Source organism: Leptospira sp. B5-022, from assembly GCF_000347035.1.
Taxonomy (GTDB): Bacteria; Spirochaetota; Leptospiria; order Leptospirales; family Leptospiraceae; genus Leptospira_B; species Leptospira_B cinconiae.
The window spans coordinates 77,905-99,306 of record NZ_ANIJ01000018.1 but is presented as its reverse complement, the minus strand read 5'-3'; the positions used below and the strand labels follow the sequence as shown (position 1 = coordinate 99,306).

Annotated in this window: 24 protein-coding genes; 10 read left to right on the top strand and 14 right to left on the bottom strand. The window is 40.7% G+C overall.

Features of this window, described 5'->3' with window-relative positions:
• Positions 1-16: 16 nt before the first annotated feature.
• Positions 17-1,177 carry a hypothetical protein gene (locus tag LEP1GSC192_RS08445; RefSeq protein WP_020769578.1) on the top strand — a complete coding sequence of 387 codons (1,161 nt, stop codon included), beginning with the start codon at positions 17-19 and terminating at the stop codon, positions 1,175-1,177.
• A 174-nt stretch (positions 1,178-1,351) separates the two neighbouring features.
• Here the strand turns inward: LEP1GSC192_RS08445 and LEP1GSC192_RS08440 are convergent, their stop codons facing one another.
• The 6 genes from LEP1GSC192_RS08440 to LEP1GSC192_RS08415 form a co-directional block, all read right to left on the bottom strand.
• A complete protein-coding gene (locus tag LEP1GSC192_RS08440; RefSeq protein ID WP_020769549.1) occupies positions 1,352-2,236 on the bottom strand; it encodes an SHOCT domain-containing protein in 885 nt (294 codons plus the stop codon).
• On the bottom strand, positions 2,187-2,447 hold the full coding sequence (gene csrA, locus LEP1GSC192_RS08435) for a carbon storage regulator CsrA (RefSeq protein ID WP_020769544.1): 261 nt from the start codon (positions 2,445-2,447) through the stop codon (positions 2,187-2,189). Before csrA ends, LEP1GSC192_RS08440 begins: the two co-directional genes overlap by 50 nt.
• Entirely contained in the window at positions 2,448-2,897 is a 450-nt protein-coding gene (fliW, locus tag LEP1GSC192_RS08430) for a flagellar assembly protein FliW (RefSeq protein ID WP_020769770.1), read from the bottom strand.
• A gap of 97 nt (positions 2,898-2,994) precedes the next feature.
• On the bottom strand, positions 2,995-4,260 hold the full coding sequence (locus LEP1GSC192_RS08425; RefSeq protein WP_020769503.1) for a flagellar hook-associated protein 3: 1,266 nt from the start codon (positions 4,258-4,260) through the stop codon (positions 2,995-2,997).
• Positions 4,261-4,292: 32 nt separating this feature from the next.
• Positions 4,293-6,203 (bottom strand): flagellar hook-associated protein FlgK, encoded by a 1,911-nt coding sequence (gene flgK, locus LEP1GSC192_RS08420; RefSeq protein ID WP_020769622.1) that lies wholly within the window; start codon positions 6,201-6,203, stop codon positions 4,293-4,295.
• 23 nt (positions 6,204-6,226) lie between these two features.
• Positions 6,227-6,763, bottom strand: coding sequence for a flagellar protein FlgN (locus LEP1GSC192_RS08415; protein WP_036089457.1), 537 nt, complete (start codon positions 6,761-6,763; stop codon positions 6,227-6,229).
• A gap of 254 nt (positions 6,764-7,017) precedes the next feature.
• Between LEP1GSC192_RS08415 and LEP1GSC192_RS08410 the strand changes: the two genes are divergently transcribed.
• Genes LEP1GSC192_RS08410 through LEP1GSC192_RS08400 form a run of 3 tightly spaced genes read left to right on the top strand, consistent with a single transcriptional unit; the run spans position 7,018 to position 8,664 of the window.
• On the top strand, positions 7,018-7,734 hold the full coding sequence (locus tag LEP1GSC192_RS08410; RefSeq protein ID WP_020769801.1) for a GH25 family lysozyme: 717 nt from the start codon (positions 7,018-7,020) through the stop codon (positions 7,732-7,734).
• Positions 7,735-7,784: 50 nt separating this feature from the next.
• Positions 7,785-8,240 carry a hypothetical protein gene (locus LEP1GSC192_RS08405; RefSeq protein ID WP_020769529.1) on the top strand — a complete coding sequence of 152 codons (456 nt, stop codon included), beginning with the start codon at positions 7,785-7,787 and terminating at the stop codon, positions 8,238-8,240.
• A gap of 10 nt (positions 8,241-8,250) precedes the next feature.
• A complete protein-coding gene (locus LEP1GSC192_RS08400; RefSeq protein WP_036089454.1) occupies positions 8,251-8,664 on the top strand; it encodes a thioesterase family protein in 414 nt (137 codons plus the stop codon).
• Between the two features lie 8 nt (positions 8,665-8,672).
• Here the strand turns inward: LEP1GSC192_RS08400 and LEP1GSC192_RS08395 are convergent, their stop codons facing one another.
• The gene (locus tag LEP1GSC192_RS08395) at positions 8,673-9,251 is read right to left on the bottom strand and encodes a hypothetical protein (protein ID WP_020769822.1); all 579 of its coding nucleotides are present in this window, start codon (positions 9,249-9,251) and stop codon (positions 8,673-8,675) included.
• A 115-nt stretch (positions 9,252-9,366) separates the two neighbouring features.
• On the opposite strand from LEP1GSC192_RS08395, the gene LEP1GSC192_RS08390 reads away from it, so the two are divergent.
• Positions 9,367-10,281 carry an alpha/beta fold hydrolase gene (locus LEP1GSC192_RS08390; RefSeq protein WP_020769582.1) on the top strand — a complete coding sequence of 305 codons (915 nt, stop codon included), beginning with the start codon at positions 9,367-9,369 and terminating at the stop codon, positions 10,279-10,281.
• 89 nt (positions 10,282-10,370) lie between these two features.
• Positions 10,371-11,468: a M23 family metallopeptidase gene (locus LEP1GSC192_RS08385; protein ID WP_020769712.1), complete on the top strand. Its 1,098-nt coding sequence runs from the start codon at positions 10,371-10,373 to the stop codon at positions 11,466-11,468.
• 189 nt (positions 11,469-11,657) lie between these two features.
• On the opposite strand, the gene LEP1GSC192_RS08380 is transcribed toward LEP1GSC192_RS08385, so the two are convergent.
• Complete coding sequence (locus LEP1GSC192_RS08380) at positions 11,658-12,791, bottom strand: citrate synthase/methylcitrate synthase (RefSeq protein ID WP_020769786.1); 1,134 nt, start codon at positions 12,789-12,791, stop codon at positions 11,658-11,660.
• Between the two features lie 74 nt (positions 12,792-12,865).
• On the opposite strand from LEP1GSC192_RS08380, the gene LEP1GSC192_RS08375 reads away from it, so the two are divergent.
• Both LEP1GSC192_RS08375 and LEP1GSC192_RS08370 read left to right on the top strand, forming a co-directional pair.
• A complete protein-coding gene (locus LEP1GSC192_RS08375; RefSeq protein WP_020769553.1) occupies positions 12,866-14,113 on the top strand; it encodes a citrate synthase family protein in 1,248 nt (415 codons plus the stop codon).
• A gap of 65 nt (positions 14,114-14,178) precedes the next feature.
• Positions 14,179-14,748: a DUF1569 domain-containing protein gene (locus LEP1GSC192_RS08370; protein WP_020769459.1), complete on the top strand. Its 570-nt coding sequence runs from the start codon at positions 14,179-14,181 to the stop codon at positions 14,746-14,748.
• Between the two features lie 5 nt (positions 14,749-14,753).
• Here LEP1GSC192_RS08370 and LEP1GSC192_RS08365 read toward each other — a convergent pair whose 3' ends face one another.
• A complete protein-coding gene (locus LEP1GSC192_RS08365; protein ID WP_198289308.1) occupies positions 14,754-15,842 on the bottom strand; it encodes a hypothetical protein in 1,089 nt (362 codons plus the stop codon).
• On the opposite strand from LEP1GSC192_RS08365, the gene LEP1GSC192_RS08360 reads away from it, so the two are divergent.
• Entirely contained in the window at positions 15,841-16,455 is a 615-nt protein-coding gene (locus tag LEP1GSC192_RS08360; protein WP_020769900.1) for a hypothetical protein, read from the top strand. The two genes, LEP1GSC192_RS08365 and LEP1GSC192_RS08360, sit on opposite strands and share 2 nt — an antisense overlap.
• Here LEP1GSC192_RS08360 and hpt read toward each other — a convergent pair.
• Both hpt and LEP1GSC192_RS08350 read right to left on the bottom strand, forming a co-directional pair.
• On the bottom strand, positions 16,440-16,985 hold the full coding sequence (hpt, locus tag LEP1GSC192_RS08355) for a hypoxanthine phosphoribosyltransferase (protein WP_020769565.1): 546 nt from the start codon (positions 16,983-16,985) through the stop codon (positions 16,440-16,442). The two genes, LEP1GSC192_RS08360 and hpt, sit on opposite strands and share 16 nt — an antisense overlap.
• On the bottom strand, positions 16,982-17,476 hold the full coding sequence (locus LEP1GSC192_RS08350) for a histidine phosphatase family protein (protein ID WP_020769853.1): 495 nt from the start codon (positions 17,474-17,476) through the stop codon (positions 16,982-16,984). The genes hpt and LEP1GSC192_RS08350 overlap by 4 nt, the downstream gene beginning before the upstream one ends.
• An 89-nt stretch (positions 17,477-17,565) precedes the next feature.
• Between LEP1GSC192_RS08350 and LEP1GSC192_RS08345 the strand changes: the two genes are divergently transcribed.
• Positions 17,566-18,228, top strand: coding sequence for a hypothetical protein (locus LEP1GSC192_RS08345; protein ID WP_020769519.1), 663 nt, complete (start codon positions 17,566-17,568; stop codon positions 18,226-18,228).
• 2 nt (positions 18,229-18,230) lie between these two features.
• Here the strand turns inward: LEP1GSC192_RS08345 and LEP1GSC192_RS08340 are convergent, their stop codons facing one another.
• The 3 genes from LEP1GSC192_RS08340 to LEP1GSC192_RS08330 are packed head-to-tail and all read right to left on the bottom strand — an operon-like array spanning position 18,231 to position 21,335.
• On the bottom strand, positions 18,231-19,328 hold the full coding sequence (locus LEP1GSC192_RS08340; RefSeq protein ID WP_020769728.1) for a quinone-dependent dihydroorotate dehydrogenase: 1,098 nt from the start codon (positions 19,326-19,328) through the stop codon (positions 18,231-18,233).
• Positions 19,329-19,353: 25 nt separating this feature from the next.
• Positions 19,354-20,421, bottom strand: coding sequence for an ABC transporter permease (locus LEP1GSC192_RS08335; RefSeq protein WP_020769851.1), 1,068 nt, complete (start codon positions 20,419-20,421; stop codon positions 19,354-19,356).
• Positions 20,418-21,335: an ABC transporter ATP-binding protein gene (locus LEP1GSC192_RS08330; RefSeq protein WP_369750124.1), complete on the bottom strand. Its 918-nt coding sequence runs from the start codon at positions 21,333-21,335 to the stop codon at positions 20,418-20,420. Before LEP1GSC192_RS08330 ends, LEP1GSC192_RS08335 begins: the two co-directional genes overlap by 4 nt.
• Between the last annotated feature and the right edge of the window lie 67 nt (positions 21,336-21,402).

The following is a 21,402-nucleotide window of genomic DNA, read 5'->3' as shown; positions in this document are numbered from 1 at the left end:
ATTACTCTGGCACCTCATGACAAAAAAGATTCTAGCTTTACTAGCAGCCTATCTAGTCTGCTTTTCCTTGTTCGGACAAACAGGAAATCCGAACAATCAAAGGCAGCCTAAAAATCAACCTACTAACAACAGTCAACAGCCACCACCACAGGACCAAACTCCGATCGGAGGCACAGGTTCTTCTTATTCTCCCTCAAGTAGTGGAAGTGCATTCGGAAATGGTTTATTACATATTTTAGAATTAGATGGAGTAGCTGGAAGCTTGAACCAAGGCGGACCTCAATCTATTAATGGAATCTTAAATAGTGTCAGGATCGCCGGAAGTGCTTTGGGGGGAACACCGGAATTCTTCAAAGAAGATAGCAAAACGACTCCAAGCGGTGGATTTCCAAAGATCAGATATTCCCATCAGTTATCTGATAATACTTTCATTGGTATCGTTGCTTCTTTAGGGGAAAAATCCGTGACCGAGACTACAACAACGAGTACCTCTAATAGATATACTACAGATAAAATTACCACTACCACCAACGAGTGGAAAGTAAAGTACGGTTGGGGACCTCTCAATTTAAACACTTCGAATAACGTAAGTTACGAATTTTCCATCGGTTATGGACAAGGTAAAACTAGTGGAGACTATTCCAATTTTGGACTTAAGCTCCCAGGCTTTAGCTCCGGAAGTTCGGACGGAATGTCAGGATATGCGATCGGATTCGGAGATCTTAGATACAATATTACCACACTTTCCTTAGATTACGGTGTCGCAGTTCCTATGTGGAGTTGGATGAACTGGTACTTCCGAGGTGATACAAGCTTCTTCTGGGGAACTTTGTCCTTGAGCTCCGCTCAGTTAGGTATAGATACTGGATCGACTGCTGGTGCGTATAACGGTCTAGACTTCAACGCATTCAAGTCCAAGGACGGGTTCTTTGCTGGAGCTTCCGGATTTACCATGACTTTTGAAACAGGATTTGTACTGAAACCTTTCGAAACATTCGGTATCAGATTCGGTGGATTCTACCAACTTACCTATTTCAGCGTAGGAGAAGTAAAAGGTCCTTCCATTTCCGGAGGACAGGTCGTGGAAGCAGGTACTGTTCCTAACTTAAGTTCGACTACAGATAACGAACAATTCGGAAACTACGGAGGGACCGTAGGATTAGTTAAGAATCTATAGTCCGCAATGCGGACTTCAGGAGCGAAGCGACTATAGTCCGCAATGCCGGCTTCAAGAGCGAAGCGACTATAGTCCACAACGCCGGCTTCAGGAGCCTGGACCTTTTGGGACAGGCTCTTATAATATTCTCAACGATAAAACCCGGAAGCTGGAAAGTTTCCTGGTCTTATTATATCAAAGCTCTTTTAAAATTTCAGCCTTCTTTTTTTCGTATTCCTGTTTAGAGATCAATCCCTTATCCAAAAGTTCCTGTAAAGTCCTGAGCCGGTCTTCAATCGTTTTAGGGATTTTCTTTGTAGGAGTTCCGACATTCTTCTTGGAAGGATTCCCAGTCCAAAAACCGTTTTTTACAAGGATACGGTTCCTTGCCTCCTCTCCTTCGCTTTCAAAACTGAAATAATCCAAACCTTCCGGACGGATCTCAGGGAGATAAATGGAATTACGTGAAGAAGGCTCCGGCTTTACAATCGGAATCAAGGTCCAGTCCCGAAAAGAATAAGTGGTTTGAAAATCAAGCACCTGTCCTATTTCAGAAAACTCTAATATAATTCCTTCCGGACTATTCCTAATATAAAAAACCGTTCTTCTGATCCTGAGTCCAGGGCGGATCGGATCCTCCCTCTTAATAATGACTTGGTACGCTTGCGGAAGCCCGTCGGGAATCTCCGCTTCCGCTTGGTATAATAATTCCCCCAAGCGGGAAGATTCTTCTTCCGTAAATAATCGGATCGGTTCCGAATTCAGGACTCCAGTATCCGCAACACCCGTGAATTTAAAAAGTTTTTCCCACCTGGAAAGGAATTCCGTCTTATCCAATTGGTCAGGTCCCGCACCGGTCAAAACTCCAGTGGCAATCGGCAACCAAGTCTCCGCTTGTAAGAAGGGTGGAGTATCCGAGCTTTTTTTAAGATAATATAATACGATTGAATCCGAAGAGGAAGCCATTCCCTTTCTTTGGGAAGACAAACAGGAAATCGTAAATAGAAGGGTTAGAAAGAAACTTAGAAGTTTAAGATTTTTCTTTTTTGCCCGAATCGGTTTTTTTAAGCATGCTGCCAATTTTTCCCAATTCCTCCGGCTTAATTTTCGCACCGGCGGCTTTTTTATTCTCAGCCTGGATTTCACGATATACTTCCGCTCTGTGAACGGAAACTTCTTTAGGAGCCTTGACCCCGATCTTTACCTGATCCCCTTTGATATCTACGATAACGATTTCTATATCGTCACCTATGATAATGGATTCATTTGTACGCCTAGCTAGTACGAGCACTTAGGACATCTCCACAGTAGCGCTTTCCAAAATTCTTTCACGAACGGAATGAACCTCGTTACGTGATACGAATTGGCGACCGGTCAAATCCTTCTTATTGATCAAAATTGGACCTTGCAGGTTTGCAGTCATAGATGCAGGATCGTCGTTAGGAATCGTCACAATGACTAAGGTCAAAGCTTCCGAAACATCCTGCAACCCGATTTGGGAAAGTTCTTCCTGGCTCAAAATGGGTTTATATTCTTTTTTGAATAAAGAAGGAGGAATTACTACAAAAGCAAGATCCACCTCGTCGATGGACTGCAACCATTTGAATACCGATTCTTCGTCTTCTTCGATCAGGGCAAAACTTTTATATCCCCCGAAACCTAGAAGTCCCTCCGGAAATTTGATAAGTTGTCGCTCCGAAACTTTTATTTTTCCGAAAGGTTTGCTTTGGATCTCAATCATCGACCGACCTGTTTTTCAGAGCATCGCTCTAAGTTTATACTTTTTTCAAATCACTACAAGAAGAATTCCCCGACTTAAATTTCGGGAAATCTAATTCTTATCTTAGAAAGTCCATCAAAGTGGGTTTGATCACCTTGGAACCAACGTTAAGTGCGTATTGATGGATCGTCTCCAGCCACTTCAAGTTCATGATAGTTTCCGGGAAATCGATTCCTTCGTTTTTGGCGAGTAACTCCGTCATATAGGATTTATCGAAGGAAACCCGTTGAGAATGCTCCTCCATACGATTCATCCTTGCACCTACTATGGACCTATAACGAAGAATATTTTCTAAAGCAAGATCTAAGTCTTGGATATCACGGCCTGAAATTCTTTCTTGGTCTTTCTGGATGAGATCGTTCCTGAATTGGATGAGCACATCGAATACGGAAAGTCCGGTAACGGTTGCCGACTTGCTGTAATTATTTGGGGGTTCCGAATTACCTGCGTCGATCAGACCGATATCTCTAAGAACAGTTCCTCCGTCCACATCCTCCAACCAGATCTGGTGGGGTGCAGTGGAACTAAGACTGATATTGTCCTGCGCGAGTTTATTCGCCTTAGCTTCGATCGGAGAGTTATTGATCTTGTCTATGATATCATCGATGGTATCACCGGCAGAAACTTGGATCTCCACTCCGTCGATCTTGAACTTTTGATCGGAGACTGCAACGAAACCTGAGTTATCCACGCGACTGGTAACGCTCATGTTAGTTCCCCAAAACACTTTGTTTCCGGGAATTGTAACAGGAATATATTCGCCTTTTTCGATCTCTCTGATCTGCTCTCCGATATCTCCACGATATTCCACTCCGATGTATTGGTTCTTTAATTCCAATCCTTGGAGTCCTTTGATCTTGGATTCGATCGGTTCAAAAGGAGGTCTTTCGATCACATGTCCGCCAAAAAGAGGTCTTCCTGTGGCATCTCTTGTGTTCGCAATATCGACTAACGCTCTTAACAATTCATCGATCTCTTTACCGACAGCGACTTCTAATTCGAAACCTTTATCACCTTGGTAAATACCGTTGGAAGCTTGGACCGCTAGAACTCTTGCTCTTTGGAATAAATTTCCAATTCTATCCAATTCACCGTCGATCTGTTGTAATCTTCCGAAACCGTCGTCAATATTCGCCTGGAACGTATCCAACTCGTTCATCCTAGACCGGAAGAACATTTGGTTGGTCGCTCTTCCCGGATCATCGGAAGGAGTTCTAATCCTTTGTCCTGTACCCAATTGGTTTTGGGTTTCGTCCAAGGACAACTGGTGACGGTTCAAAGTCCTCACCAAAGTGTTATTTTGCATCATGTTAGTGATCCGCATCATGGCTTCGCCTCCTTGCTATTCCGGCGGAATTACGCGCCCAAACGATTGATGATCGTATCTAGAATTTCATTCATAGTGTTGATCATCTTCGCAGACGCATTATACGAGTGCTGGAACTGGACCATATTGGCCATTTCCTCGTCCAAACTTACACCCATTACCGATTGTCTCATATTTTCAAGCTCGGTCATGAGGTCCGATTGGATCCCGAATTCTTGTTTTGATTCTCTTGCTTCTGTCGCAAGTTTTGAGATCAGACTATTATAAAAATCATCCGTAGTTTTGGAATAATCCACCATCACAGGATTGTTTCTGAGGGAAGAAGCTACTAAAAGAGCGTTCCTTCCGTCCTTATGACCTCCGGGAGAATTATAATCGCCTGTTCCACCTACATCCTTTCCTCTTGCTGCGGCGATATTTGCTACGTTATTCGCAATATGCTCGTTCACTTTAAAGTGAGAAGAAGGATGAAAATGAGGAGATAAAGTGATGTCTTCCGGCTTAGATTGAAGTTTGGTGATCTCACCCAGACGTTTGTAATCGTAAGCACCGGAAGGTCCGGAAGCCATCAGCATTCCGGTCAGACCGACCAATAATTCCCCGGAATCTTCGATATGTCTAAGAATGAAATTTTTCTTAGGAGTATCTTCCGCGACAGTCGCTTTGAACGCCAATTGGTTGTCGTGATTCATGTAAGCCACAACCCCAACTTTAGAAGCGTTGATACGTTTGATAATTCCGTTCAATGTATCGTTTGCAGAATAAGGAATTAAAACCTGAGTTTCTTTTTCATCCGGTTTTAAGAAGGTCATAGTTCCGCTGATCCCGATCGGACGATCCGGATCCAGAGTGTTCTTACCGGTAACTCTAAAGATAGCGGTAATATCATTCTGACCGTCGCCGTCTGAATCGTATTCACCGAAAGTGTTCAAAGCTAATGAACGAATATCAAAGAAGTTCTGATTCGTATTTCCATTCAGACCGAAACCGTCTTTATGGATCTCGTTAATCACATCCATCACATTGATCGCAAGAGCATCCACTTGGTCGATCTTCTCGCCCAAAATTTTATCTCTAACTTCGATCAAACCTTGCAGTCTTCCTTTGCGGAGAAGGACCGGATCACCCGTTACTTTCCAATATAGATCTAATAGACCGTCTTTAGAAGGATTTCCTAATATATCTACACGGTTGAGCTTACCGCCTTGGACAAGGATCTGCTGGCCGATAAATACCATCAGCTCGTCTTCGTCGCTCCTACCGATCGTAATATCTGTCAAACCGGAAAGTTCTTGTAAAAGAGCGTCTCTTTTGTCGTAAAGATCGTTCGGTTTATCACCCAAGGCTTCCGACTTTGCGATCCTTTCGTTTAAGGTACGGATATTTTCTCCGATCGTATTCAAATGAAGCGCATGAGCTTCAATCTCGCGGTTTGCTTGGTCTCTCAGTTGAGAAAGTTTACGATACACATCTTCCATTCTGCTTCCGAGACCTTGGGCTTTTTCCAAAACCACGGAACGATGTGCATTATCTTCCGGATAATTCGCAAGTTCTTCCCAAGAAGACCAGAATTTATCCATTAAGGTCCTAAGAGTAGTACCGTTAGGCTCGTTAAAAATATTCTCAGCTTGGTAGAGATATTCGTTCTTTGCGGCCCAATAATCTTTCACTCCTGATGTTTCAATAATTCTATCATCAATAAAATTATCTCTTACACGTTCAATGGAAGCGATCTCTACACCTTGGCCTATCTGACCGGGTACGTGAGCACGATTCAAAGAAGGTTCGTACAGAGGATCCGTAGCTTGCAAAACAACTCTTTGGCGGGAATAATGTTTATTATCCGCGTTTGAAATATTATGGCCGGTTGTTTGTAATGCTTGCTGATGAGCCGCAAGGCCTCTTTTACCTATTTCTAATCCGGAGAATGTGGATCCCATACTTCTTCCCTCCTATCCAATCCTTAGGCGGACGCGTTTACTAACACAGAGGAACGTTTCTTCTTGTTCCTGACTGTGCTCGGATTTTCGTCCTCGTAAACTGCGACTTCTCCGCTGTTTGCGTTCGTTCGCATCGCGTCGATTGTGGCCTTCAAAAATTCCTGTCTGGTTCGGATCAATTTGTCATTGGCTTTGATCTTATCTTTCAGCCTATGCACCGTATCTTTTAATCTGGTCCCGAGTTGTTTCAATTTGTGCTCGGATTCACGGTCTATCTTATTTAAAAAATCAGTAAGAGTAAGTTCACCTTCTTTAGGAATTCCTAAATTACCTGAAGTATAAACGTCGTGGATAGCCGACATACGAACTCTTTCCAATTCGCTTGCATGGACGATCAATTCGTAGGTCTTTTTAGAGATCGTTTCCAAAGCTCTTCCGTCCGCTTTCGTGATCGATTCCGTTTTTTCTTTCTCTAACCCCAGGATTTCGGAGTACAGTCGGATTTCTTCCTCGAAAAGAGAAGACACCCGATCCAACCATTCCTCTTTATTTAATATCATTGTCCGGTCCCTGTTCTTTGTTTCGGCGGAATCCGGAATTTTATGAGGGGTTTTTTTGGAAATTCCGAGACGCAAAAGTGGAGAAGTGAAATCAGTAGGAATTATTTAAAGTAAGCTAGGTAATTTGCCGAGTCTGATAACCTGAAGAAAGAGACATAATTTTTTAAAACGAACATCGTGTTGGATATCCTAGATTTTAGAAAAGGATTGTCTCAAAGCTGCATTCTTAAGGATTTCTTAGCCAGAAAACTGAAATGAAAATCTTTCGAATAATTCTCCCGATTATACTTCTGTCCTTACTGTGTTCTCTCGGTTTGTATTTTGCACTCGATAAGGGAATTCTATGGTTTGTATATCCTTCCGAAACACAGTACCCGATTCGCGGAATTGATGTATCTAATCACCAAGGAAAAATCGATTGGAAGAAGATCCCTGAAAATAAAATCCGATTCGTTTATATCAAAGCAACGGAGGGCGGTGATTGGAAGGATAAGTCATTCTCCAGAAATTGGGAAGAGGCAAGTTCGATAGGACTCCGAGTAGGGGCTTACCATTTTTTCACTTTGTGCCGCTCCGGAAAGGAGCAGGCAGAGAATTTTATTTCTTACGTACCAAAAGATCCGAAATCATTACCTCCTGTAGCGGACCTAGAGTTTGTTGGAAATTGTAAAGAAAGGCCACCAATGCAGGATGTAAAAAAGGAAATCTCCGACTTTCTAAACATTTTAGAAAATCATTATAAAAAGAAACCCATATTATATCTTACGTACGAATTTATAGATCTATATCTGAAGGACGACTTTCTTGAATATCCCGTTTGGATCCGAGATATATTCGGGCATCCTCCTTCTTCTTTTAAAAGGAATTGGATTATATGGCAGTATCATAGCAGAGCAAAAATTAAAGGAGTAGAAGGTCCGGTAGATCTAAATGTCCTAAAAGGTGACGATCTTTTTCTGAAAAAATTGTAGATATTCTTCCGAGTTGGGCATAACTTCTATCTACCCTTCAGGAGGACGGCATGAAAGGATATTTTTATAAATCTGCGATCGTCCTCACAACCCTCTTCCTTTCATATTGTTCTATTCCTCAAGAATACTACGAAGAGAAAGAAAAAGGCAATCCATCTAAAATATTTCATAAAGATGCTCATATTCTATTATTCTCCGCAGTAAATGAATTAGCTCAAAGATGCGAGACTTTTACCCAATCCGGTTTTAATTATCAAGTAAGCTATTTAAGTATGATGACCGATTCATGTACGGAACCCCATTGGGAAAGAGGATGTACCGAATATCAATATTTAAACGAGACGGATGTTTATCTTTGTATTATAAGGGTATCTCAGGATCAATGCGATGTAACTAGCGATAACCCTCCAGTAGAATCGGAGGCTGCTAAAGACTATCGATTTACTACATTCTCGATTTGTGGACATGCTCTCCGCTCTAAAACAGTCTTTCCTTTGTTTCTTTGAAGAATCCGATATGTCGAATAAAATTTATACCATAAACAAGATCATCCGGATGCAACATTGCGACCCAGGAGGAGTTGTATTCACACCTCAATACTTTAATTTGTTCGTGGAAGCGATAGAAGACTGGTTTAGAGAAGGGATCGAATTCGGATTTTCGCAAATGGTAAGCCGGGATCATCAAGGTATTCCGGCTATGAAGATCGTAGCGAAATTTTATAAACCGTCAAAGTTGGGAGATATCTTAGAATTTCGAGTAAAAGTAAAACGCCTTAGGCGCCAGAATATCTTGATCCATGTGGAAGCACTTTGTGAGGAAGAAAGAAGATGTTCAGCAGATTTTTTACATGGATTCGCTTCTCTTAATAATTTAAGTCTAACCGATTGGCCGAACGATGTACATCGAAAATTAGCGGAATATCTATAAAGATACATTTAGTATATTTTTTTTAAAAAGGATTCTCCCCTAGGAGATAATTTATATCCCGTTCCTAAACTTTCGGTTAAACCTTGATTTTTCAGTTTTCTTACTAAAAGTTTAAGCTCCTCTTTTTCGATTCCAATTTTGGAGGATAAATCTCCGGCTTTCATGGAAGGATATTTGCGGATTAATTTTAAGAGAGGAATTGTCCAAACACCATGTTTGGATCTTTTATCCCAAGAATCCAAAAGAGCCCTAAGTATTTCGTAATTTTGATCCGAATCGAAAGTTTCCTGCCTTAATTTAATTCTGGGATCAGGCCCAACTAGTCTAAATTCAATTTTATATAATTCCCCGGGAATTTTAGAATATAGATCCTTTTGCAAATCTTCCAAAGATTCGTAACCGGCGTTTTTGATTTCAATGTTCTTTATCTTAGAAATTGAATATCTTTCCACCTTTATAATTTCCAAAATCCCGGCAGGGGTTCGAAGAGTCCCACCTTCCTTTACGCTTGGTCTTCTCCAATTTCTAAAAGCGATAGTGATTTCTCCTCTTTCAATACCGTCTAAAAATCGATTCTTGAATAACATTCTGAAAATATAAAACTTTCAGATATTCTCTCAAGTAAAAAATAAACGATCGTTTATGTTCGCAAAAAGTATTCTTAGTTGAAAGAAAGACGAATACATTATAGATTCATCTACCATGTCTATCGAATTACAAGAAAAGGACTCTACCTTTCCGTTTCCTTCCGATTTTCCGGAAGTACGGTCCAGATATTTGAATACAAACGGACAAAAATTTTTCTTATTAGAGTCAGGACCTAAAAACGGGAAACCATTATTGTTATTACACGGGTTTCCGGAATTTTCTTACGCGTGGAAAAACCAAATCGGCTATTTTGCAAAGCTTGGATATTTAGTGATCGCTCCGGATCAAAGAGGATATGCAAGAAGTTCAAAACCTAAATCCATTTCGGACTATGGATTGGATATTCTATCGGAAGACATCGTTTCGATTTTAGATGCGTATGGAATTTCTAAAACGGATATTATCGCTCATGACTGGGGAGGAGCGGTAGCATATTGGACTCTTTCGAAATTTCCGGAACGATTTAGAAAAGCTTGTATTCTTAATGTCCCTCATCCTACGATCATGAAAAGAAAAATACTTTCAGATAAATCCCAAAGAAAAAAGAGTATGTACATTCTATTTTTCCGGATCCCTTGGTTGCCTGAATTCTTACTTTCCAGATTGAATTTTAGAAAATTAGAAAGGTCCCTAACAAAAACCTCCATGAAAGGTGCGTTTTCCCCCGAAGAAATCTCACTTTATAAGCAAGCATGGGCAATCCCTGGATGTGTGAAGTCTATGCTGCATTGGTATCGGGCAGCGGTAAAAAATCCTCCTAAATTGATCCGAACCAGAAAGATCAAAGTCCCAACCCGGATTTTCTGGGGAGAAAAAGACAGATTTTTAGCGAAGGAAATGGCGGAAGAAACCTTGGAATTATTTTCAAATGCTTCGGTTCGTTTCTTTTCTAAAGGTACTCACTGGATCCATCATGAGATCCCTGAAATTTTAAATCCGGAACTTGTTTCGTTTTTATCGGAAGAATAGATTCTTCCTATTTTTGGAAAAATATTTCTATATCAATATACGTCTTATCCGATTATAAGAATGTCCCGTTGGTCGGACTGTTTTTTCCAATGTGTAGTTTTTCAAAAAATATCCTCATATTTGTGTCCTTAGTCCTTTTTTCTAGTTCGCTAAATTTTGCAAAAGAGCAAAAGAAAAAGGAAGAACCTAAAAAGGCTTCCGTATTTCCCAAACTGAATCAGGTGGTCTTGAATTCTAAATCGGAAAAGAAGAAAGAAGAAGGGAAACCAAAGCAGGTAGTCTCCGAAAAGAAAACACGAAAAAGAATAAAAGGTGAGATCGTAGAGAAGCAGGAAGAACTGTTTTCTTTTTCTATTGCAGGAAGAAAGTTCGCGCAAGGAGAACTTCTATTCTTAAAAATAAAACCTTTACCTAAAATTTTAGATAAACTCGGAAATTTTATGATCAACTGGGAGGGACAAGAGATCCCATTTTCGCAAAAAGAAGGTTATATCCTCACATTTCTTCCTATTTCTCCCGAATTTTCAAAATCTTATGGAGTTTTGGAATTAACAGAGAAACGTCTTTTTACTAAAAACGATTCCAAAAAGTATGAGATTCCGGTCCAAAAGACTTACTTTGCAACTTCTAAAGTTTCCCATCTTACCATGGACAAACAGTATACTAGCGACGAACTTTCGGAAGAAACAAAAGCTTTCATCAAAGAATGTTCCGATGCGAAGGCAAAGGCATTCCAATCTAAGTCCGATCTTCAGGTAGAATCCGATTTCGAATATCCTGTTCATAACCCGATCTTAAATAGCCCTTTTTACAAACGTAGGATCTACAACAAAGAGAAAGGCCGTCCTCATGGCGGTTCCGATTTCAAAGGTGGTATAGGAGATCCGATCTATGCGATCAATGACGGTACAGTGATCTTAGCAAGACCTATGTATTATGAAGGAAACTTCACGGTAATTGATCACGGTTTGGAATTGTATTCCTTATACATGCACCAATCGGAAATTTTAGTAAAAACTGGAGATAAAGTGAAGAAGGGAGATTTGATCGGAAGGATCGGATCGACAGGTATGTCCACCGGACCTCATTTACATTTGGGGCTTAGAGTTTTGGGAACGATGATCGATCCTCTTTCCGTTGTTCAAACGGATTTAATTGAGGGTAGAAATAAAATCTCCAGAAAATGATCTGTTTATACGGGAAAGAAATAATCTCCCGATAATGACAGCTATATCAAAGGCCCTATACAAAACGATTTCTTAGAGTGAGTTCTGCTTGAGAGCAAAGCCACCCGGAAATTTGCACAGAACTTGCAAGCGGAAGGCAAAGCAAATTACTCACTCCAAGACTATTTTAAAGTTTTTTTGAGACAGGCTCTAATTCCAAAGTTTTCCATCTTCTCCCGTATAGATCGCATCCGGTCTTAATATTCTTTCCTGCATTTGTTCGAAACAATGAGCTGTCCAACCTGCCGCTCTTCCCATTGCAAATACGGGAGTAAAGATCTCGGTCGGGAATCCTAAACCATGAAGAAGTAACGCAGTATAAAATTCCACATTGGTTTCGAGCACTCGGTCCGGCTTGTATTCTTTCAACAAGTCCAATGCTGTTTTTTCCACGTACATCGCAAGATCATAAAACTCTCTTTTTTCATCCGTATCATATAGGATTTTCGCCGCCTTTGCGAGAACATCCGCACGAGGATCTCTGACCTTATAGATCCGATGCCCGAATCCCATTAGTCTTTCGTTATGCTTTAATTTTTCTCTCAGCACCCTCTCCGCATTTTCCTTCGCTCCTATCTCAAATACGGTATCTAACGCGGGCCCCGGAGCTCCTCCATGCAAAGGCCCTTTTAGTGCACCCAATCCTCCTGTTACCGCCGAGATCATATCGGACTGGGTGGAGATAATCACTCTCGCTGCGAATGTGGAAGCATTCAATCCATGGTCGCAAACCGTATTCAGATACGTATTCAAAGCCCGAACGTTTCTTGGATCGGGATCATTCCCATTCAGCATGTAGAGAAAATTTGCCGCAATGTCCAAGTCTTGTCTAGGAAGAACGGGAGCTTGGCCTTTCAGTAAACGGAAAGCCCACGCGACGATCAAAGGAAATGTGGAAAGAACTGCCATCGCATCCTTTCTGGGATCTTCTTTTTGAGAACCTAAAGAAAGAGCCGCGGATCCGATCCGTAAAATATCGATTAACGGAAGATTCGCATATACGGCTTCCTCTATAATGGTTCGTATCACTTTCGAAAATCTTCTGGAAGATCTGAGTTCCTCCGAGAACAAACTGGTTTCGGTTGGCATTGGCCTTCTATCGTTCCAAAGTGTAAAAATAGTTTCTTCAAAGACTGCCTTTCCGGCGAATTCTTCCACAGCATAACCTGCTATGATCAACCTTCCTCCTTTCCCATCGACCTGGGAAAGTTTGGTCCTTGCTGCAGGTATTCCTTCTAAACCCGGGCTGTAATTTTTCTCTTTTTCCTGTTCAGAGACTAACATTCTATTTCTCCTTTTTTCCATTCGAGTTTAGCGGGTTGACAAATATTAGTCAATGTTGATTATATTGTCAATATATGGCTTTTTCTACTAAAAAACCGTTCTTAAGCGCGGATGAAGCCGCCTCTGCCTTAGGAGTAGAGGTACAAACCATATATTCATACGTTAGTCGCGGCTTACTGCATTCCGAGTCGGGAGGCCATAAGGATAGAAGTAAACGTTATAGAAGAGAAGATATAGAACAATTATTGCTCAGAAGAGAAGAAAGAAGCCAGCCTGGAAAGACCGCCAAAACGGCTTTGTCCTTAGGACAACCGGTATTAGAATCTTCTATCACATTACTCGGAGAAAACTCCCTCTTCTACAGGGGTAAAAACGTTTTAGATCTTTCGGAGAACGAAGGTTTTGAGGATGTAGCTTGTTTACTTTGGGAAGCGGAAGAAATAAATCCATTCGAATCCGATTGGCCGATATTATCCGAAGAATGTATTAAAATCCTAAAATTATTAGAGGGTCGGCCTATCTTAGATATTTCTAGGATCTTACTTCCTTTTTTAGAATATGAAGATGCAAAGGCATTCCGTAAAGATACGAAAACTTTCAAAAAAACTTCTTCTTCTATCTTAAGATATCTAACTCTATTTTCTTCCGGCAAAACTGGATCGGAAGGAAAAATTTCAGAAACACTTTTAAGTAGTTGGAATCCTTCTAGAAAAAAAGAAGATCCGAATTATTTAGCTAAACTAAAACTTTTAGAAGCGGCTTTGATCCTTTCCGCCGACCATGAGTTGAATGTTTCTTCTTTTACCGCAAGATGTGTAGCTTCTAGTGAAGCTTCTCTTTACCAAGTAGTACTCGCGGGACTCGCCGCTTTATCCGGACCTAAACATGGGTTGCTCACAGAGAAAGCGATTCTTCTTCTTGCCCAAGTAACGGGAAATAAAAAGAAAGATAAACAACTCATAGAAGAAAAATTAAGAAATGGAGAAAATATCCCGGGCTTTGGCCACCCTCTATATAAAAAAGGAGATCCTAGAGGTAGAAAGTTAATCGAAATGATATCTAGATCTTTTCCAAACGATCCGGATGCACAATTATATCTACAATTCATAATACAGATAGAAGAACTCTTGGAAGATTATCCTACGATCGATGCAGGACTCGCACTGGTTTCCAAAATGCTCAAATTACCCAAAGGTGCCGGCATCGGAATTTTCGCGATCGGTCGAACCGCGGGTTGGTTAGCTCATGCTATGGAACAATATGAATCCGGAAATTTGATCCGCCCCAGAGCGAAGTATATCGGAAACCCTCCCCAAGAATAATCAAATCCTTGACTCACCAAATCCTTCGCATTAGTTAATAGAAAGATAGGAGTAGGGGTGCTTTAATGTCGGATGTTAATTTTTCCAGGAAAAAATTTATTCAGAAAGCCGCGGCTATCGGAATTCTAACAAGTTCCGGAACTTTATTGGATTCTTGCGCGAGTGTTCATTATGGAATAAAGGAGAGAGGGATCCAATTTTCAAAATTCTCCGAAGTGGAAATCGAACTCGCAAAATTACTTCAAGCAAAAACAGTCCTTCCCTATGGAGATTGGGATCCGAGCCAAGTGTTGTTGCACTGTGCTCAAAGTATTTACTACTCGATAAAAGGGTATCCGGAAAATAAATCCGAACTATTTCAAAACACTCTTGGTAAAATCGCTTTTTGGAATTTTTCTAGAAAGGGAAAGATGTCCCATGACCTAAATGCACCGATCCCCGGTGCGGATGTTTTACAAGCGGGTATTCCGCTTTCAGAAAGTATTTTGGAACTAAAAAAGGCGATCTCAACATTCTCCAATTATAATGGGGAACTTGCTCCGCACTTTGCGTACGGCAAACTCACAAAACAAGAATATGAACTCGCTCATTCAATGCATATAGCGAATCATTTAGATTACGTAACGATCGGTTAGGAATTCTATTCTTCTATCTTTACGCTAGTCAGGATCTTTTCCACGGATTCTTCGTGCCTTCTTCCTTTGATCAAACTTTCGTCTATAATAAAGACCAGACTATAAGGTTGTTTATGTTTTGCTAAAAAGAACATTCCGGTTTTTGCATATCTCGGCCTGAGAACATCGTAGAATGTCCAAAAGGTCCCAAAAAATCTATCTTCAAAAATTTCTCTTTCTAATTCGTTCAATTCTTGGATATCTCCCCTTTGTAATTGAAGATCCAAAAATTTTTTGAATTGCGAAAGTAGTTCTGATTCGTCGTCAAATCGGAATGGAATAAAAAAGATCCTTATTACAGGATAACGATTCGGATCAGAGTCACTGGAAGATATGATACCAGCAATCTGTCCTATACCTGTCTTATCTTCCAAATTCAAATTCTGAGGATTATGAAAGTAAAACTCTTCGGGTAAAAGAATACTGAGCTTTAGATCTTCATTATGTAAGGTCCGATTTTCCTCGTTGTAATTCCAACGACTCAGATCCTTTTGTTCGAAATCTGGTTTGAACATGGAGTAGGCCACGAAAATCTCAGCCTTCTGCAAACTTTTAAAACTGACTAGACCGGCGGCTAAAACCACCATTCCTAATAATCCAATTTTATAATATGTTTTGTTCTCAATAAATCTAGTACTTAAAACTCCGACGGCATAAACCAAAAAGAAAAGAATACCGGATCTATTCTCGAAAAATCCCGTAAGTAAACAGGCCAATATTGAAAAAGCGAAAAACGAAGCTTCCGCCCATGGAACCAATTTGATCGTGGGTCTTTCAATACCTACTTCCGCAAAAATTGCGGGTAAAACGATCTTAGTTTCTAGTTTTCGGAATGCGAATACGATACCCCAAAAAAGGATACCGGATACAAGGTAGCCGATCAAAGCCAGACCGATCATCCATAACAATGGGAGATGTGCTTCGTGATATAATAGAAAGTATAACGCGAAAACGGAATATATCAGGAAGAGCTTTTTGGTTAAGGAAAGTTCTTGCAGCTTTCGAGACAGGGCTGTTCTCTTTTCCCATCCTGGAATTCTAGGGAGCGAATTAATGAACCAGATCACCCAGTTTTTCTCCAATCTAAAGGCGGACTTTGACAGGTTAAACCAATCCGTGGACGACCTGGTGAGAACCTATAAGGCCATCGTTCATTTTCTGGATTTGATTTCAAATCTCTTTCCTGTCGATTTGGTCTTGGTTTTAATACTTTCCCTGCCTATATTATACGTTATCAATACTTTATCTCCATCTACGCCAAGAGTGAACTATACGATCTCTGTGGTTTTTATCTCAGGACTTAGATCTTTCTTAAGTCACACGATTTCCGAGTCTTGGGAAATTTTTGCTGTCATAAAGACTGCACTCACACTTCTTCTTCCCGCTTACTTTTTCGTAGTGTTTAAATTCGGATTTTCTTTATTCCGCAAGTATAAGGTAAAGAAAAAGGCTCTCTCTCCCGGACATTTAGAATCGTCCTTTATCAGTTTGCAAAAGGCCTATCATGATCTGAGTGCAGAAATCTATTCCGAACTTGGCAGGAATGAAGGGAAAGGTTTTTTGGACGGGGAGAAGTTTTTACCGAAGATCCAAGATCTCGAAACTTCCATCATTGGATTAAAAACTCTGATCAAAAAGCAGGAGAATGTTTCTCATTCTTCGGAATAAATGAATACTCCCGGTAGATTCCTGAATTTGCCGTCGTAATCCAGCCCATAGCCGATCACGAATTCTTTTCCTATATTCCAGCCTATATATTTGATCGGATATCCGACTGCCTCTCCCCCTTCTTTAAATAACAAAGAAGCGATTTCCAGTGACTTCGGTTTTTTGGATAGAATATGAGAGATCAAAAATTTCAGTGTACGGCCCGTATCCACGATATCTTCTACAATTAGAATATCTCTGCCTGAGATCTCCGAATCCAAGTCTTTAATTAATTCTACGTTTCCGGAAGATTCCATTCCAACATAAGATTTTGCCTGTATAAAATCCAATTCTATCGGGATGGGAACCGCTTTAGTCAGATCGGAGAAGAAGTAAATCCCGCCTCTTAGAACGCATACAAAAACGGGATTTTTGCCTTGGTAATCGTTTGCGATTTGCAAACCCAATTCTTTTACTCTAGAAGAGATCATCTCTTCGTTAAACAATGTCTGAAACGGTATATTATTAAAATTTGAAGTATTATTCTTCATGGGATCCAAAACCTTTTGAGTCTGCAACTTTGTCTTCCCAGATCCGCCCAATCTTTCTGGTCCGTCACTAAACTTATAAAAGAAGAAGTGGGAAATTTTTCGAAAAGAGAGTCGGGATTATTTCCTAATAATAAATAATTCGCAAGATCTTCCATTCCCGGATTATGACCTATCAAAACTACATTGTTAATTTTAGAAGGTAGACCTCTTAAAATCCTAAGTAAGTCGGAATACTCCGCCTCATATATTTCACTTATAATCTTTGTATCATTCGTAATATTCTGAAAACTCTGTATTATCTTCCAAGTTTCAGAAGTTCGGACGGATGGCGAAACAAGGGCGACATCCGCAACAAAGGAAACCTTCTTCACATATTTTCCTAAAAATCGCGCGTTTTTACGACCTCTCTTAGACAAAGAACGTTCCTTATCCTTTAAATGAGTATCGCTCCAATCGGATTTAGAATGTCTAATGAGATGAATCTCTTTCAAAAATCCTCTCCTCCGCGATAAAGCTTCAAATCTGGAATTTCATTGACAAGGATCTTTCCCGACGATAAAACTCATGAGCTATGTCAAAGATGTATATTATCGGGGTGGTCCTATTAATATCCTTTGCCACAAACCTTTCTTCACAAATTGCTGGAACTCCCGATGAGGAAAAGGCTAAAAAAGAATTACAAAATCAATGGTCTAAAAAATTCCCAGGAGACAGAATACTCTCCGTTCAAGCGGTAGGAAAGCCTAAGCTGATAGAGAAAGAATCTCCGGAAGAGAACGCACCTGCAGATCTCAGATATAAATTTTCCTTCTTCGTTACTAGTCGGAAAAAAGAAGGCCAGACGACCAAAACTCCGGTTGGAGTGATCTATCAATTCATAAGAGAAAAAGGTTGGGTCTTCTCCGACATCGGAATGGCAAGATCTGTAGTTGTCACGGAACCAGGAAAGGAACCGCCTACAAAAGACGAACTTTACCAAATTGTAGAAGATGCGATCTTAGAAGAGAAAGGAAGATCCAAATCGGTAGATTCAATTCGTTTAACGGAACCGGAATTCGGACAGAATCTGACTCCCAATAAAGAACAATTTTGGTTCAGATACGAGGGAGACTTCGAAATTTCCGAAAACGGTTCTAAAACGGTTTGTTCCGACATAGTAATTCGATTGGTGAAGGAGCAAAACTCCGCCGTTTGGAAAGCGGAATGGGACGAAAAAGGAAAATGTAAAATCCCAGAAGAATAAGATCAAATCTTATTCTTACCTACCAATTCGCCGATCGACCTCGCTCCGACTTTTTTCAGAATTCCATCTAGATATTCTAATATTCTAACAGGCAAAAATGGTCCGTTGTAAACGTAGCCTGTATATAATTGGACTAGGTCAGCTCCTGCTAAAATTTTTTCTAAGGCTGCTTCTCCCGAGTCGATCCCGCCGACTCCTATGATAGGAAGACTTCCCTGTAAGATAGAGTAGGCATAGCGAACAAACTCTGTGGACCTTTGGCGAAGCGGTTTTCCGGAAACTCCGCCTTCTTTTTCTACGTTCGGGTATCTGGATAAGACCGATTTGTCTATTGTTGTGTTGGTGAGAATGACACCTGATAATTTAGAGTCGGGTAAGAGTTCCAGCAGGCCCTTCAATTCTTCTTTTTCCATATCGGGAGCAAATTTTACAAAAGTAGGGATTGGAAATTTTCCGCCTAAACCGCTTCGGATGCCTTCCATCAACTTGGTAAAGTTTTCCTTCTTTTGGAAATTCCTAAGACCGGGAGTATTGGGAGAAGAGATATTGATCACCGCATAGTCTGCATGGGCGGTGAGTTTTTTTAGAGAATATACGTAATCATCTACCGCGTCTTCTTCCGAGACAATTTTTGTTTTGCCTACGTTAATCCCTCTTACACAGTTCTTTTTCTGTTTTCGGATGGTTTCTTCGGCAGCATCCGCTCCGGGATTATTAAATCCCATTCGATTGATCAAAGCCTCGTCTTCGGCATATCGGAAAATCCTAGGCTTTGGATTTCCAGGTTGTGCTTGGCCTGTGATCGTTCCGATCTCAATCGAACCGAAACCTAATCTAGAAAGAAACGGATATAATTCTCCAGTCTTATCAAAGCCCGCGCCTAGTCCGACTGGATTTGCAAATTCGATCCCTGCGACCTTTGTTTTCAAACGATCGCTGGAGTAGGTCATTAGCGATTCCAAAACAGGAAACACAAACGGAAGCTTTTTAGAAAGCCCAAGTAGATTTTGGGCAAGATAGTGAGCGGATTCAGGATGAATGCTTAAGAAGAAAGGTTTTGCGGTTTTCTCATAAACCCATTGTTTCCATTCAGAATTCATCCGTTCTCCTTGTAGATTGAAGTGTTTAAGACCAGCGAAATATACGAAGCCCAACACCCAAGAAGAAAAATCCGATCACGACCATAAACGCGCAGGGATAAACGATTTCCGTTAGTCCTGCCCCTTCTATAAATATGGCTCTCAAAGTATCCGCCATCAAGGTCAAAGGTAAATGTTTTATGAACGGAAGTACGATATCCGGGAAGTTTTTATAACTGAAGAAGATCCCGGAAAGGACCATCATCGGAAAGGTGAAAGCGTTCACGAGCCCATTCCCTACCTGAGAGCTTTGTGCTCTGGAACCGACAAAGATACCGATACATGCAAATACGAAATTTCCGGTCAGAAAGATCAAAAGTGCAGCCGGTATAGATCCGAAAAAGGCATTTTCAAAAACGGTAAATGTAAACGTTAAGAAGATGATCGATTCTACGGTCGTAACAAAGATCCGAGTGAAGAAGAAAGACATTACAAACGCCAACTTATTCATTGGGGTTGCGGACATTCTTCTTAAAAGTTTTTTCATCCTCATCTCGATGAGATTCCAGCCCACTCCCCAAAGGCAAGAATTCATGACTCCCATAGCGAGCATTCCAGGTACGAGATAATCTATATATCTTGTTCCTTTCGAATCCAGTTTTCGGATATTAGAGTTACCTTGTTCTGTTCCTTGCATACTCAAAAGAGCATTGGAAAGAAGGAGATAATCTCTCTGCGCATTTGCATTATTCGGATCGAAGGAAAATTCTAAATTTCCTTTTTCATCTTCTTGCACGAGAAGATTGATCTCTCCTCTTTTTAGGGCTTTGATCGCTTCTTCTTCCGCAAGCAGCTGAGGAACGATCACACCTAATCCGTTGGAATTCCCACCGGAAGAGTTAGAAAATGCTTTTTCGATTTTTGCCGATAGCCCGCTTGCATCATGCGAAGAGGAAATGACGGCAACTCTCGTTTGAGGCACCCCTTTAGAAGTGAATGCAAGTCCTAACACGCCTGCGATCGCTATCGGGAATATGAATGCCCAGAATAGGATCCCAGGTTCCCGATAAAATTCTTTTAATTGAATCGTGACTAAATGATAGATTTGTTTCATTCTTCCAATCCTCTTCCTGTCATCGAAAGGAATAAGTCGTCCAAGGTCTTTTTATGACACTCTAGTTCTTTTAAAACGATCCCGGACTTTGAAAAGGAATCCAACATGGCAGGAAGATAATCCGTAATTCTCTCCACGTAGATCCTGCCTTCTTTCGAATCGGAATTCCAACTGAATTTGAATTTTCCTTTTTCAGGAAGATATCCACTCGGATCCGTTCCATTCTCCAAAGAAAAACGGACAATTTCTCCTCCGCCTAATTTTCCTAAAAGGTGAGTTAAAGATCCTTGGTCCAAGATCCGGCCCTTATCCATTACGATGATCCTGTCACAAAGTACTTCCGCTTCTTCCATATAATGTGTAGTGAGGATCATCGTAGTTCCGTAAGCTCGTAGATCCTCTAGGATTTTCCAGATATCTCTTCTAGCCCCGGGATCCAAACCTGTAGTTGGCTCGTCCAAAAAAAGAATTTCGGGCTTGTTCATGATAGAAACCCCTAAAGCCAATCTTTGCCTTTGGCCTCCTGATAAACTGTTTACGAAGGATTTACTTTTTTCGGAAAGTCTAGTGAGTTCTAAAATTTCATACAGTCTAGATTCAGGAGCCTTGTAGAAACTTCCGAATAATTTCAGAGTTTCCCAAACTGTGGCCCGATCCATAAATCTTGTTTCTTGCAGAGCGAGACCTATATTACTTCTTAAAAAAGTTTCGCTCTCTTTCCAACTTGTGCCTAAAATTTGGATCTTTCCGGAATCCGGAAATTGGATCCCTTCCAACATTTCGATCAGAGTCGTTTTTCCGGCTCCATTCGGTCCAAGCAAACCTACGAACTCTCCCTTTTTAATTTCTAGAGAAAGATCGCTAACGGCGGTTACATCTTTGAATTTTTTAGTTACATTCTTTACGGTGATAATAGAGGAATCTAATGACACAAATATTCGACCTTGGGCTTAAAATGTTGGATAGCTCCGCTTGTTCAAG